This is a genomic window from Streptomyces capoamus, assembly GCF_014654935.1.
In the GTDB taxonomy this organism is placed as follows: Bacteria; Actinomycetota; Actinomycetes; order Streptomycetales; family Streptomycetaceae; genus Streptomyces; species Streptomyces capoamus.
This window is the reverse complement of the sequence record NZ_BNBF01000014.1, coordinates 34,988-35,241: the sequence shown is the minus strand read 5'-3', so window position 1 is coordinate 35,241 and position 254 is coordinate 34,988. Positions and strand designations below refer to the sequence as shown.

At 68.1% G+C, this 254-nt stretch carries 1 protein-coding gene; it reads right to left on the bottom strand.

All coding sequences use genetic code 11. The features are described from left to right. Window positions 1-254 (bottom strand): ABC transporter substrate-binding protein (locus tag IE312_RS41215; protein WP_229900270.1); only part of this gene is annotated, 254 nt, incomplete at both ends.

Here is a 254-nt window from a genome sequence, read left to right as displayed (position 1 = left end):
CGCCGGGTCCAGGACCTTCGCCGGCAGCGCCTTGCCCGAGTCGGCCTCGAGCTGCTTGTTGGCGACGGCCTTCGCCTCGTCCGGGTGGGCGTTGATCCACTTGTTGGCCCCGACGGAGGCCTTCAGCACGGCCTCGACCGCCTTCGGGTGCTCCTTGAGGAAGGCCTGGCGCACGATGATGTTCGTGATCACGAACTTCTTGTCCGGCCAGAGCGAGGCCTCGTCGAGCAGCACCTTGCCGCCCTCGGCGACCA